The following is an 11,760-nucleotide window of genomic DNA, read 5'->3' as shown; positions in this document are numbered from 1 at the left end:
CTTCGAGGGAGAGGGTTGCGCAGCCTTGCCGAGCCTCTTCGGCGAGCCTTAGGCGGAGCTGGGAGAGGGTGGCGGCCGTCGAGAATATTCGCCGCGGCTGCCACCCTCCAACTGCGCCTAGGCTCCTGCGTCGCCAAGGCTCCGTATCCTCTCCCTCCAAGGGAGAGGGGATTGGGCGTTAGGGTGACGGCGTCGCCCGGCTCAGAAGAAATCGACCTTGTCGTAATGGGCGGGGGGAGCGATGACCTCCATCCGCTCGGCGAGCAAGGGGCGGAAGCTCGGCCGCGACTTCATCACCGCATACCAGTCGGTGGTCTGCTTGTGGCCGCGCCAATCGATGCCGCCGAGATAGTCGGCGACCGAGAGTTGGGCGGCGGCGGCGAGGTCGGCGAGGCTCAGCACCGGGCCGGCGAGCCAGCGGCGATGGTCGAGCAGATAATCCATGTAATCGAGATGGGCGTTGGCGATCTTCATCGCTTCGCGCAGCACGCGGGTGTCGGGCGCGGCGCGGCTCACGAGGCGCTTGCGCATCCGCTCCTCGAGCAACGGATTGACGACCTCGCCATAGAGCTTCTCGTCAAACCAGGCGACGAGGCGGCGCACCTCGGCGCGGTTGACGGCGGTGCCGGGGATCATCGGCGCCTTGTCGATCGTCTCCTCAAAATATTCGCAGATCGCGCCGGAATCGATCAGCACGTTGCCCTTCTGCGCCTCGACCAGCACCGGCGTTTGGCCGGCCGGGTTCATGTCGAGGAATTCGTCGCGCTGCTGCCACGGCGATTCCCGCACCAGCTCGTGGGCCACGCCCTTCTCGCCGAGCATGAGCCGGACCTTGCGAGAGAAAGGACAAAGCGGGAATTGATAGAGCTGCCACATGGGCGCCGATCATTAGCGTCCCGGGGCGCGGCGTCCACCGGTCCGGACGGGATTTTTACGGGGTAGGGCGATTAGTAGCCGCGGTCGGGGTCGATCGCCCGGCCGAGGTCGCGCTCGAGGTCGGCGAGCGAGCGGCGCAGCACCGGCGCGACCACCGCAACCTGGCGCATCATGTCGGCCATCTTCATGGTCAGCACCTGCATCTCGTCCTGGATGCGCTCCTCGGCACGGGGATCGTCGCGGCGGGCGAGGTCGCCGAGCGTCTCGTCGCGGCGGACGCGCGCGGTCGGGTCGACCGCCTGCACGACGCCGCCGACCGGCACGTTCATAATCGCGCCGACGGCGCGGCCGAGCGTGTCGCCGGCTTCCTCGACGTCGTAGGGATGGGGGAGCGCGCGCGTGAATGCGTCGTCCGCGGGGTCGGGATAGGCGGCCGGCGCCTCGGCCGGATCCGGCTGGGCGGGGACGGGCTGGGCGAATGCGGGCGCGGCCAGGGCCAGGGTGCCGGCGGCGGCAATCAGGATCTTACGCAAACCAATGCTCCTCTGCGCTGGGACGGGCGCGCGTCATCAACGCCGCTGATGCGACTCGGTTGCCGCTATGCCACTGCCGCGATGAGCCTTTCCTGAATGGTCAGCGGAGGTAGAGCCACACCATGGCGACACTGCCCAGCACGATGCGGTACCAGGCGAAGGGGCCGAAGCCGTAGCGCGACACGATCGCGACGAAGGCCTTCACCACCGCGAGCGCGACCAGGAACGAGATGAAGAGGCCGAGCGCGATCGCGCCGAGATCGTCGAAGGTGAGGAGGTCGCGGTCCTTGTAGAGCGCGTAAACGGTCGCACCGAGCATGGTCGGCACGGCGAGGAAGAAGCTGAATTCGGCGGCGGTCTTGCGCTCGACGCCCATCAGGCGGGCGCCCATGATCGTCGCGCCCGAACGGCTGACGCCCGGCACCATCGCCAGGCACTGGACGATTCCGATTGCGATCGCGGTGCGGGTCGGCATCCCTTCGACGCTGGTGAAGCGCTCCTCCTTCACCATCCGCTCGATGATCAGGATCAATATGCCGCCGACGACCAGCATCACCGCGACCAGCATCGGCGTCTGCAGCGCGGCGCGGATGGCATCATAGGCGAAGGCGCCGATCAGCATCGCCGGCAGGAAGCCGATCAAGATATTGCGGGTGAAGGCGATCGCCTGCTTGTCGGCGACGGTCAGCCCCTTGGCGACGTTCCAGAAGCGGCCCCAATAAGCGACCACGACGGCGAGGATCGCGCCCAATTGGATCGCGATCTTGAACGCGATCGACGATTCGCCCTCGAAACCGAGCAGGGTGCTGGCGAGGATCAGGTGTCCGGTCGAGGAGACCGGCAGGAACTCGGTCAGCCCCTCGATGATGCCGAGCAGGATGATCGTCAGAATCGGGCTGGTCATGAGTTGCTCGGCCGGGAGGGGTCAGTAGGGCTGCTTGACGGCGAAGCGGCCGTTGCGGCGGTAGGAGGTGAGCCAGCCTTCGGTAATCGCGGCGAGCGGGGTGGGCGCGAAGCCGAACGCCTTGAAGCCCGCCTTCGGATCGGCGCACACATTGTCGCGCTGGAGCATCAGCCACTGGTCCCAGGTGATCGGCGCGCCGGGCAGCCAGCCGGTGAGCCGCGCCATCGCGCTGCCGACTGCGTCGGGGATCCGGACGATGCTGCGGTCGTAGCCGGTGGCCTTGCAGATCCACTCGTTGAGCGCGCCCATCTCGATCACTTCCGGGCCGCCCAACTCGTAGGTCTTGCCGGCATGGGTATCCGGATCGAGCGCCGCAGCGGCGATCGCGCGGCCGAGGTCGGCGACCCAGACCGGCTGCAGCTTGGCCGCGCCGCGAATGACCGGCAGCACCGGCAGCGCCCGGGCCATGCCGGCGAAGCGGTTCACGAAGTTATCTTCCTGGCCGAACACGACCGAGGGGCGGATGATCGTTGCCGGGGAGAAGGCGGCGCGGACGGCGGCCTCGCCTTCGCCCTTGGAGCGGCCATAAGCCGACGCACCTTCCGGGTCGGCGCCGATCGCCGAGACGTGGACCAAAGCGCCCGCGCCCGCCGCCGCAGCGGCCGCGGCGACGTTGCGCGCGCCCTCGACATGGACTGCGTGGAACTTGCCCTTGAGGATGCCGACCAGGTTGATGACCGCGTCGCTGCCCGCGACCGCGGCAGCGACATGGCGCTCATCGGTGATGTCGGCGTGGACGAACTGGGTCTGGCCGAGGCCGCCGAGCGGCTTCAGGAAATAGGCCTGCCGGGGATCGCGCTGGGCGATGCGGACGCGGACGCCCGCTTTGTAGAGCTGCTGCGCCACATAGCGGCCGATGAAGCCGCCGCCGCCGAACAAAGTGACCAGCCGGTCCATTTCCTTACGTTCCTCGATCGATTAATTTGCGTGGCGCCCCATTGCCCGGTCGGGAGACCGTTGACAAGCGCGCTCGCGGCCCGCTAAGCGCGCCGCCTACCCCGTGCCCAGATGGCGGAATTGGTAGACGCACCAGCTTCAGGTGCTGGCGCTCGCAAGGGCGTGGAGGTTCGAGTCCTCTTCTGGGCACCATTTCCTTTTGCATGGCACGACCCGCCCTCCGGGGCCCCGGTCCTTGAGGCCGGACGGCCTTCAGCGAAGGGCACAGCTCAAGGAATCCAGCCCGGCAGCGCGGCGGCCTGCTTCACCCAGTCGGTGATCTGCGCTTCGTCGAACTGGCCTTCGCGCAGGTCGAGGTAGCGGACTTGCGCGTCCTTGCTCGCGCCCGGCGGGAGCGGCTCCAGCGCGGCGCCGCGGAAGAAGGTGATTTTCACATAATGGGTGAAGACGTGGAACGACAGGAACCAGCCCTGTCCCGCGACGCCGTAAAAAGGCGAATTCCATTTCACCGCCTTGCGCACATCCGGCACATTGTCGGCGATCAGCGCGTCGAGCCGCTCGCCGACGGCGCGCTTCCAGCCTGGCATCGCGGCGATATAGGCCTGGACGGGGGCGTCGCCGTCCCCCTTCGGAATTTGCGGATTGCCGCCGGAGAGGAGCCGGACCGTCTCGCCCTTGTCTCGCTGCATCGCTTTGCCTCATCCCAAAGTCGTGCTTGCAGCATAGCGTATGGCGGCAACCGCGCACAGGAAAGACCTGGCAAAACCCAGTTTCGCTTCGGAACCGGTAACGGGCTCGTGCGCTTTCGGGCGATGCCGCGCTTCTACTTTCACATACACAATCACATCGTTGCCGAGGATGACGAAGGGACCGAACTGGCCGACGCCGCGGCTGCCCGCGACTTTGCCGTGAACGGCGCGCGCGACCTGGTCTGCGAGAGCGTCCATGAGGGGCGTCTTAATCTCGACCATTATATCCGCGTCACCGACGCCGACGGACAGGACGTGCTGACCGTCACCTTCCGCGAGGCCTTCATCATCGAAGGCATGCGGTGACCCGAGTCCCTGCGACGGCGCCTATATGTTTGATTTACGAAACATTTTCCGGATCTGCTTGTTGTTAGGACAAGCAAAAGAAGGAAGATGATGATGAACGATCGCGACAATGACCCGGGCATCGATCCCGATCGCACCGAAGGCAGCGTCAAGAAGATGGGCGGCAACCTCAAGGAGGCGGCCGGCGGCATTCTGGGCGACGAAAAGATGAAGCGCGAAGGCCAGGCCGACCAGGCCGAAGGCAAGCTCCAGAACGCTTGGGGCGGCCTCAAGGACAAGGCGCGCGAGGTCACCGGCGACAAGCGCTGACATGACGGCGGGGCGGCTTGGTTCGCCCCGCCGGTCACGCAGGCGGAACCAATAAGCCGTCAGGCGGTCCTTAGCGGCGGAGGTTAGATGCGGATCCTCGCCGCCACCGACTTTTCAACCCGATCGGACCGCGCCTTGCTTCGCGCGGTCCTACTCGCGCGCGTTGCAGGCGCCACCCTCACCTTGCTCCATGCGGTCGATGACGATCGCCCCGCTTATATGATCGCTTCCCAGCGGGACGCCGCTGCGACTCTGCTGCGCGAGACGACCCAAGCCATCGCCGATGTCGATGGCATCACGGCCGACTTCGCGGTCGCGGCGGGCGATGCCTTTGCCGCGATCCTTCAGGCCGCGGACGAGGTGGATGCGGACCTGATCGTCGTCGGCCCGCACCGTCGCCAGCTGCTCGACATGTTCGTCGGGACGACAGCCGAGCGGACGATCCGGCGCAGCCGCCGGCCCGTGCTGATGGCCAATGCGGTCCCGGCCGGCCCGTACCGCCGCAGCTTGCTCGCGCTCGATCTGGACACGGCTTCGCGAGCAGCGGTGATGGGCGCGCGACGGCTGGGTCTGCTCGATCAATCGGAAGCGATCGCTTTGCACCTGTTCGATGCGCCGGCGGCCGGCATGATGAAGCGCGCCATGGAAGTGCCGGCGGCGATCGATCATTATGTCGGCGCGGAGGAGCGGCGGGCGGCCGCGGACTTCGATGCGTTCCTGGCGGAGGTCGGGCCGCCGCGCCCGCAACGGCTGCTGCGGCCGGCTCGTGGCTCCCCGGCCGGGGCGATCCTCGGCTGCGCCAAGGAGCGGGACGTCGATTTGATCGTGGTCGGCACCAACCAGCGCAAGGGGCTGCAGCGGCTCATGCTGGGCAGCGTGGCGCAGGACGTGCTGGTCGACGCCCCATGCGACGTGCTGGTCGTACCCGCGGCGGACGAGGAGGACGCTGCCTCCGCGAGGCCGTAACCGCTCCATTTCTTTCAAGCGGCCCGAAACTTGCCCGCGCGGGGTTGCGACGGAAACGCGTTTGCTAGAGTAGGCAAAAAACGGGGTCGCCCCGATCCGTGAGCATGGGAGAGCGGGACTATAGTGCCGGACGGAAGTTTGTTGTGGTTCCTGCTATTGCTCCCGTTCCTGGGGAGCCTCCTCGCCGCATTTCTCCCTGCGCGGGCGCGCAATATCGCGGGGGTGTTTGCCGGCGCGATCGCGCTGACCGGCACCGGGCTTGCGGTCTATCTCTATTCCTCGGTGGCCGACGGAGCCATCGTCCGGGCTGAGCTCGAATGGCTGCCCTCGCTCGGGCTCAATCTCCTGCTTCGGCTCGACGGCCTGTCCTGGATCTTCGCGTTCCTGGTGCTGGCGATCGGCTTCCTCGTCGTCCTCTACGCGCGCTACTACATGTCGCCCGAAGATCCGGTCCCGCGCTTTTTCTCTTTCTTCCTGGCCTTCATGGGCTCGATGCTGGGCCTCGTCCTCTCGGGCAATCTCGTCCAGCTCGTCTTCTTCTGGGAGCTGACCAGCCTCTTCTCCTTCCTGCTCATCGGCTATTGGCACCATAACGAGACGGCGCGCAGCGCGGCCCGCATGGCGGTAATCGTCACCGCCGCCGGCGGCCTGTGCCTGCTGGTCGGCGTGCTGCTGATCGGCACGGTCGCGGGCAGCTACGATCTCGACGTCGTGCTGGCCGCCGGCGACGCGATCCGCGCCAGCCCGCTCTATCTGCCCGCCCTGATCCTGATCCTGATCGGCGCCTTCACCAAGAGCGCGCAATTCCCGTTTCATTTCTGGCTGCCGCACGCAATGGCCGCCCCCACGCCGGTCTCGGCCTATCTCCACTCGGCGACGATGGTGAAGGCGGGCGTGTTCATCCTGATCCGGCTGTGGCCGGTCCTGGCCGGAACCGAGGCCTGGTATTTCATCGTCACGACCACGGGCCTCGTCACCTTGGTGTTCGGGGCCTGGGCGGCGATGTTCCAGCAGGACATAAAGGGCCTGCTCGCTTATTCGACGATCAGCCATCTTGGCCTGATCACGCTCCTGCTCGGGCTCAGCAGTCCGCTGGCGGCGGTGGCGGCGATCTTCCACACTTTGAATCACGCCACGTTCAAGGCGAGCTTGTTCATGGCGGCCGGGATCATCGACCATGAGACCGGCACTCGCGACCTGCGGCGGCTGAGCGGCCTCTACCGCTTCATGCCGATCACGGCGACGTTGGCGATGGTCGCAGCCGCGGCAATGGCGGGCGTGCCCCTGCTCAATGGCTTCCTGTCGAAGGAGATGTTCCTGGCGGAGGCGCTCGAGGATTATAACGACACGTTCCTCGATCTGGCGCTTCCTTATGTCGCCACGATCGCGCTCGGGTTCAGCGTCCTTTATTCGCTGCGCTTCATCCACCAGACCTTCTTCGGCCCGCCTCCCGAGGGCTTGCCCCACGTTCCCCGGGAGGCGCCGCGCTGGATGCGCATGCCGATCGAGATATTGGTCGTCACCTGCCTCGTGGTCGGGATCTTCCCGGCCGCGACGATTGGACCCTATCTCGACACCGCCGTGCGGTCTGTCCTGCGCGAGGATACGCCGGTCTACAGTCTCGCCATCTGGCACGGATTCACCGAGCCTCTGCTGCTCAGCGTCGCCGCGCTCGCGCTCGGGACCGCCGGCTATATCCTGTTCCGCGAGCGGCTGAACGCGGTGCGCGCGGTGCCGCTGCTCGGCCGGCTGAAGGGCCGGCGCATGTTCGAAACCGTGTTGTCGATCATCGTCTCGGGCACGCGCAGGCTGATGACCTATATCGGCACGCGCCGGCTCCAGCCGCAGTTGCGGGTGATGGTCGTCGTCGCCTGCCTAGCCGCTTTGCTGCCCTTCCTGCGCTACGGTTACGCCCCGGGCCGCGACGCGGGCACGATCGTCGATCCGGGCTTCGCGGTGCTCTGGTTCGTCGGCGGGGCCTGCGCGATCGGTGCTGCGTGGCAGGCCAAATATCACCGCCTTGCCGCCCTGATCCTGCTCGCCGGGGCCGGGCTGGTGAGTTGCATCAGCTTCGTTTGGCTCTCGGCGCCCGATCTTGCGCTCACTCAGCTCCTGGTCGAGACGGTGACCACCGTGCTGCTGCTGCTCGGGCTGCGCTGGCTTCCCAAGCGGCTGCCGCAGATCTGGCCGGAAGGCCGCTCGCCCGGAAAGGTCGGGATGCGCCGGGCGATCGATCTCGCCATCGCGGTCGCGGCCGGGCTCGGCATGGCCTTGCTCTCTTATGCGGTGATGACGCGGCCCTTGCCCGACACGATCTCGCGCTTCTTCATCGAGCATTCCTATTCGGACGGCGGCGGCAGGAATGTCGTCAACGTCATCCTGGTCGATTTCCGCGCGTTCGACACGCTCGGCGAGATCAGCGTGGTGGCGATCGTCGCCTTGACCGTCTTCTCGCTGCTGCGGCGTTTCCGCCCGGCGCGGGAGAGCGTGCGCAGCCCCGACCAGCAGCGCTTCCAGGACGCGTTCGACGAGGCCCAGGACGGCCGCAAGCTCGGTGACACTTTGAGCGACTATCTGCTCGTGCCGCGGGTCATCATGGAATGGCTGTTCCCGGTGATCATCGTGCTGGCCGTCTATCTGCTGATCCGCGGGCATGATCTGCCGGGCGGCGGCTTCGCGGCGGGCATCACTTTGTCGATCGCGCTGATCCTGCAATATATCGCGTCGGGCACGCGCAGCGTCGAGGCGCGCCTGGTGGTGCGGCCGCTCCCCTGGGTTGGCGTCGGACTCCTCATCTCGGTGGCGACGGGCGCGGGTGCCTGGTGGTTCGGCTATCCGTTCCTCACCTCCTGGTTCCGCTATCTCGATCTGCCGGTCTTCGGTCAGGTGCCGATGGCGACGGCCTTGCTGTTCGATCTCGGCGTCTTCCTGCTGGTCGTGGCCGCCACCGCGCTGATCCTGATCGCGCTTGCCCACCAGTCGATCCGCACGCCCGCCGGGCCGCGGCCGACTGCGTCCCGCACCGAACTCGAGCCGGAGCAGGTCTGATGGAACTCGTCCTCGCGCTCGGCATCGGCGTGCTCACCGCATCGGGCGTGTGGCTGATCCTGCGCCCGCGCACCTTCCAGGTGGTTGTCGGGCTGTCGCTCGTCTCCTACGCCGTGAACCTGTTCATCTACGCGATGGGCCGGCTGAAGGTGGACGCGCCGCCGATCGTCGGCTCCGGCGCCGCCGATCCCGCCAATTACGTCGATCCGCTGCCTCAGGCCCTCGTACTCACCGCGATCGTCATCTCGTTCGCGATGACGGCGCTGCTGCTCGTCATTCTCGTCGCGCTGCGCGGCCTTACCGGGACCGACCATGTCGACGGGGAGGAATCGGAATGACCGGCGCCTGGACCGACCATCTGATCGTCGCGCCGGTCCTGCTGCCGCTGGTCGGCTGCGCGCTGATGCTGCTGTTCGACGAGCGGCGGATCATGATGAAGCGGGCAATCGGCCTCGCCACCACCGCGGCCCTGCTCGTCATCTCGATCCTGCTGCTGAAGGGCGCGGCTTCGGCCGGCTTTGCCGGCGAGCCGGCGACGACCGCCTATCTGATCGGCAACTGGCCGGCGCCGTTCGGGATCGTGCTGGTGATCGACTGGCTGTCGGCGCTGATGCTGGTGCTGACCAGCATCCTCGGCTTCACGTCTTTGGTCTACTCGCTCGCGCGCTGGGACCGGGCCGGGCCGCGCTTCCAGGCCTTGTTCCTGCTCCAGCTGATGGGCCTCAACGGCGCGTTCCTGACCGGCGACCTGTTCAACCTGTTCGTGTTCTTCGAGGTGCTGCTGGCGGCCTCCTACGGCCTGCTGCTGCACAGCTCCGGCACGGTGCGGGTGAAGACCGGGCTTCACTATGTCGCGATCAACATCGCGACCTCTTTGCTCTTCCTGATCGGCGCCGCCTTGATCTACGGCGTCACCGGCACGCTCAACATGGCCGATCTCGCGGTGCGGATTCCGTCGGTCGTCGGCACCGACCTCGCGTTGCTGCAGAGCGGCATGGCGATCCTCGGCATCGCCTTCCTGGTCAAGGCGGGCATGTGGCCGCTCGGCCTGTGGCTGACCCGCACCTACGCGGCGGCGGCCCCGCCGGTCGCGGCCCTGTTCGCGATCCTCAGCAAGGTCGGCGTCTACGCGCTGCTGCGCGTCTACCTGCTGCTGTTCGGTGGCGAAGTCGGCTGGACCGCCAATTTCGGCGAGGAATGGCTCTTGTTCGGCGGCATGGCGACGATGGCCTACGGCACGATCGGCGTGCTCGCGGTTCGCACCCTGTCCGGCATCGCCGGCCATTGCGTGCTGATCTCCTCGGGGACGCTGCTGGCGACGATCGGCGCCGGTCAGGGCGACGTGCTCGGCGGCGCGCTCTTCTACCTCGTCAGCTCGACGCTCGGAATCAGCGCCTTCTACCTGCTGATCGAATTGGTCGAGCGACGCGAGGCGGACGCCGGGCCTCAGAACGTAACCGAACCGGTGTTCGACGATGAATATACCGGATCGCTCGAGGAAAATGGCGAGGACGAAGTCGGCGTCGTTATCCCGGCGACGATCGCCATCCTCGGCGGCGGCTTCGTCTTCTGCACCCTGCTGATGGCGGGCCTGCCGCCGCTCTCCGGCTTCGTCGCCAAATTCGCGATCATCGATGGGTTGCTTGGCCTCCAGGACGCGATCGCAACGCCGGTCTGGTGGCTGATCGGCCTGATCATCGTCTCCGGGCTGGCGACGCTGGTGGCGACCACGCGCGCCGGCATCGACCTCATCTGGACTCCGTCCGACAAGCCGCAGCCCGCCTTGCACATCGCCGAAGCGGTGCCCGTCGGCCTCCTGCTCGCCGTCTGCCTCGGCCTGATGATCTTCGCGGGGCCGACGATGCGCTATATGGAACGGACCGGCCAGTCGCTCGGCGACCGCCACGGCTATATCAGCTCCGTGCTCGGCGCGGTGCCCGCCGGAGACGCCCGGCCATGAGGCGCTGGATCCCCTATCCTTTGCTGGCTGCCGGCCTGTTCCTGATGTGGCTGCTGCTCACGCAGTCCTTCTCGCCGGGGCAAGTCGTGCTCGGCGGGATCGTCGCCATCCTGGCGACCCACGCCATGGCGGCGCTGCGCCCGGAGCGCTCTAGGATCCGGTCTGTGCCCGCGGTCTTCAAGTTGGCCGGCAGCGTCGCCGCCGACATTGTCCGCTCGAACCTTGCCGTCGCCTCGATCGTGCTGTTCCCACGGAAAGAGCGCGTGTCCGGCTTCGTCCGCCTGCCGGTGGACCTTCGCAACCGCCACGGCCTCACCCTGCTGGCGCTGATCATCACTGCCACCCCGGGCACCTGCTGGGTCGATTTCGACCGCGCCCGCGGCATCCTGCTCGTCCATGTGCTCGACCTCGTCGACGAGGAGGAATGGATCCGCCTCATCAAGCGGCGCTACGAAGCGCTGCTGCTGGAGATATTCGAGCCATGACCACCGTCGTGCTGGCATGGGCGATCACGACGGCGCAGGTCATGCTCGGCCTCGCCATGTGCTGCGCCACCTACCGCATGCTCGTCGGGCCGCGCGCGCAGGACCGGGTGCTCGGGCTCGACACGCTCTATGTGAACGCGATGCTGATGCTGCTCACCTTCGGCATCCAGACCGGGCGCACGCTCTATTTCGAGGCGGCGCTGATCATCTCGATGCTGGGCTTCGTCGGTACGGTCGCGCTTGCCAAGTTCCTGATGCGCGGCGAGGTGATCGAATGATCCAGGCACCCGACCTCCCCGTCTGGGCGGCCTTCATCGTCGCCTTGCTGGTGCTCGCCGGCGGCGCGATCACGCTGATCGGCTCGCTCGGGCTGCTGCGGATGAAGAGCTTCTACGACCGCGTCCACCCGCCGACTTTGGGCAGCACGATGGGCATGGCCCTGATCGTTCTGGGGTCGATCGTGTGCTTCTCGGTGCTGCGCTCGCGCCCGTCCGTGCACGAGCTTTTGATCGGCATATTCGTCACGCTGACGACGCCGGTCACCTTCATGCTGCTCGCCCGCGCAGCGCTATACCGCGACCGCGCCGAACGCCGGATCGACATGCCCCCCGCCGACTCCGACGTCATCTCGGACGAAGAGCCGGCCGACGTCACGCAATCCTGATCG

14 protein-coding genes and 1 tRNA gene are annotated in these 11,760 nt (G+C 67.0%); 10 read left to right on the top strand and 5 right to left on the bottom strand.

What is annotated here, in order from left to right:
- Nucleotides 1–201: 201 nt before the first annotated feature.
- The 4 genes from SH591_RS07005 to SH591_RS06990 all read right to left on the bottom strand — a co-directional run bounded on the left by SH591_RS07005 (nt 202) and on the right by SH591_RS06990 (nt 3,270).
- Entirely contained in the window at nt 202–876 is a 675-nt protein-coding gene (locus tag SH591_RS07005; protein WP_324751103.1) for a glutathione S-transferase family protein, read from the bottom strand.
- A 71-nt stretch (nt 877–947) separates the two neighbouring features.
- A complete protein-coding gene (locus SH591_RS07000) occupies nt 948–1,409 on the bottom strand; it encodes a hypothetical protein (protein ID WP_324751102.1) in 462 nt (153 codons plus the stop codon).
- A gap of 100 nt (nt 1,410–1,509) precedes the next feature.
- Nucleotides 1,510–2,313: an undecaprenyl-diphosphate phosphatase gene (locus tag SH591_RS06995; RefSeq protein ID WP_324751101.1), complete on the bottom strand. Its 804-nt coding sequence runs from the start codon at nt 2,311–2,313 to the stop codon at nt 1,510–1,512.
- Between the two features lie 21 nt (nt 2,314–2,334).
- Nucleotides 2,335–3,270, bottom strand: coding sequence for a complex I NDUFA9 subunit family protein (locus tag SH591_RS06990; RefSeq protein ID WP_324751100.1), 936 nt, complete (start codon nt 3,268–3,270; stop codon nt 2,335–2,337).
- A 105-nt stretch (nt 3,271–3,375) separates the two neighbouring features.
- On the opposite strand from SH591_RS06990, the gene SH591_RS06985 reads away from it, so the two are divergent.
- Nucleotides 3,376–3,462 (top strand) — tRNA-Leu (locus tag SH591_RS06985).
- A 77-nt stretch (nt 3,463–3,539) separates the two neighbouring features.
- On the opposite strand, the gene SH591_RS06980 is transcribed toward SH591_RS06985, so the two are convergent.
- Nucleotides 3,540–3,959, bottom strand: a complete 420-nt coding sequence (locus SH591_RS06980; protein ID WP_324751099.1) for a DUF1801 domain-containing protein — start codon at nt 3,957–3,959, stop codon at nt 3,540–3,542.
- Between the two features lie 123 nt (nt 3,960–4,082).
- On the opposite strand from SH591_RS06980, the gene SH591_RS06975 reads away from it, so the two are divergent.
- The 9 genes from SH591_RS06975 (at nt 4,083) to mnhG (ending at nt 11,757) form a co-directional block, all read left to right on the top strand.
- Complete coding sequence (locus SH591_RS06975; RefSeq protein WP_322832197.1) at nt 4,083–4,325, top strand: DUF6894 family protein; 243 nt, start codon at nt 4,083–4,085, stop codon at nt 4,323–4,325.
- A gap of 87 nt (nt 4,326–4,412) precedes the next feature.
- Nucleotides 4,413–4,634, top strand: a complete 222-nt coding sequence (locus SH591_RS06970) for a CsbD family protein (protein WP_324751098.1) — start codon at nt 4,413–4,415, stop codon at nt 4,632–4,634.
- A gap of 87 nt (nt 4,635–4,721) precedes the next feature.
- Nucleotides 4,722–5,600 (top strand): universal stress protein, encoded by an 879-nt coding sequence (locus tag SH591_RS06965; RefSeq protein WP_324751097.1) that lies wholly within the window; start codon nt 4,722–4,724, stop codon nt 5,598–5,600.
- A gap of 138 nt (nt 5,601–5,738) precedes the next feature.
- Nucleotides 5,739–8,648, top strand: a complete 2,910-nt coding sequence (locus tag SH591_RS06960; protein WP_324751096.1) for a monovalent cation/H+ antiporter subunit A — start codon at nt 5,739–5,741, stop codon at nt 8,646–8,648.
- Complete coding sequence (locus SH591_RS06955) at nt 8,648–8,986, top strand: Na+/H+ antiporter subunit C (protein WP_322832193.1); 339 nt, start codon at nt 8,648–8,650, stop codon at nt 8,984–8,986. The genes SH591_RS06960 and SH591_RS06955 overlap by 1 nt, the downstream gene beginning before the upstream one ends.
- A complete protein-coding gene (locus SH591_RS06950) occupies nt 8,983–10,608 on the top strand; it encodes a monovalent cation/H+ antiporter subunit D (protein WP_322832192.1) in 1,626 nt (541 codons plus the stop codon). Before SH591_RS06955 ends, SH591_RS06950 begins: the two co-directional genes overlap by 4 nt.
- Nucleotides 10,605–11,093, top strand: coding sequence for a Na+/H+ antiporter subunit E (locus tag SH591_RS06945; protein ID WP_324751095.1), 489 nt, complete (start codon nt 10,605–10,607; stop codon nt 11,091–11,093). Before SH591_RS06950 ends, SH591_RS06945 begins: the two co-directional genes overlap by 4 nt.
- Nucleotides 11,090–11,371, top strand: coding sequence for a K+/H+ antiporter subunit F (locus SH591_RS06940; protein WP_322832190.1), 282 nt, complete (start codon nt 11,090–11,092; stop codon nt 11,369–11,371). The genes SH591_RS06945 and SH591_RS06940 overlap by 4 nt, the downstream gene beginning before the upstream one ends.
- The gene (mnhG, locus tag SH591_RS06935; protein ID WP_324751094.1) at nt 11,368–11,757 is read left to right on the top strand and encodes a monovalent cation/H(+) antiporter subunit G; all 390 of its coding nucleotides are present in this window, start codon (nt 11,368–11,370) and stop codon (nt 11,755–11,757) included. The genes SH591_RS06940 and mnhG overlap by 4 nt, the downstream gene beginning before the upstream one ends.
- The last annotated feature ends 3 nt before the right edge of the window (nt 11,758–11,760 follow it).

It is taken from the genome of Sphingomonas sp. LY54 (assembly GCF_035594035.1).
Lineage (GTDB): Bacteria > Pseudomonadota > Alphaproteobacteria > Sphingomonadales > Sphingomonadaceae > Allosphingosinicella.
This window is presented reverse-complemented; position numbering and strand designations above follow the sequence as displayed.

Coding starts and splice junctions, on each gene's coding strand:
- SH591_RS06990 (WP_324751100.1), bottom strand. CDS start 3,270: ATGGACCGGCTGGTCACTTTGTTCGGCGGCGGCGGCTTCATCGGCCGC.
- SH591_RS06970 (WP_324751098.1), top strand. CDS start 4,413: ATGATGATGAACGATCGCGACAATGACCCGGGCATCGATCCCGATCGC.
- mnhG (WP_324751094.1), top strand. CDS start 11,368: ATGATCCAGGCACCCGACCTCCCCGTCTGGGCGGCCTTCATCGTCGCC.
- SH591_RS07005 (WP_324751103.1), bottom strand. CDS start 876: ATGTGGCAGCTCTATCAATTCCCGCTTTGTCCTTTCTCTCGCAAGGTC.
- SH591_RS06940 (WP_322832190.1), top strand. CDS start 11,090: ATGACCACCGTCGTGCTGGCATGGGCGATCACGACGGCGCAGGTCATG.
- SH591_RS06995 (WP_324751101.1), bottom strand. CDS start 2,313: ATGACCAGCCCGATTCTGACGATCATCCTGCTCGGCATCATCGAGGGG.
- SH591_RS06965 (WP_324751097.1), top strand. CDS start 4,722: ATGCGGATCCTCGCCGCCACCGACTTTTCAACCCGATCGGACCGCGCC.
- SH591_RS06955 (WP_322832193.1), top strand. CDS start 8,648: ATGGAACTCGTCCTCGCGCTCGGCATCGGCGTGCTCACCGCATCGGGC.
- SH591_RS06980 (WP_324751099.1), bottom strand. CDS start 3,959: ATGCAGCGAGACAAGGGCGAGACGGTCCGGCTCCTCTCCGGCGGCAAT.
- SH591_RS06945 (WP_324751095.1), top strand. CDS start 10,605: ATGAGGCGCTGGATCCCCTATCCTTTGCTGGCTGCCGGCCTGTTCCTG.
- SH591_RS06950 (WP_322832192.1), top strand. CDS start 8,983: ATGACCGGCGCCTGGACCGACCATCTGATCGTCGCGCCGGTCCTGCTG.
- SH591_RS06975 (WP_322832197.1), top strand. CDS start 4,083: ATGCCGCGCTTCTACTTTCACATACACAATCACATCGTTGCCGAGGAT.